Origin of the sequence: Nostoc sp. UCD121, from assembly GCF_014222285.1 — a bacterium.
GTDB lineage: Bacteria > Cyanobacteriota > Cyanobacteriia > Cyanobacteriales > Nostocaceae > Nostoc.
On sequence record NZ_JACKZS010000620.1, the window covers coordinates 1 to 236 of the forward strand.

Genomic DNA, 236 nt, shown 5'->3' on the forward strand with positions numbered 1-236 from the left:
GTTCAGCAATAAGTTTCGCCTGGGAAATGATGGGGTCTTGCTGGATGATGTCGAAGAAACTCGAGAGCCGGTCTACCTCGTGCAATTCTCGCGCCAAGGTTGAGGCAAGATCGAAGCGAAAACCATCGACGTGCATCTCGGTCACCCAATAGCGCAGCGAGTCCATGATGAGTTGAAGGACGTGGGGAGTGCGCATGAGCAAACTGTTGCCCGTGCCGGTCGTGTCGTAGTAGTGG

Annotated in this window: 1 pseudogene; it reads right to left on the minus strand. The window is 54.7% G+C overall.

Annotated features, from left to right (window positions below):
- Positions 1–236 (minus strand): annotated as a pseudogene (locus tag GNF10_RS37725) (glycogen debranching enzyme); the annotation flags it as partial.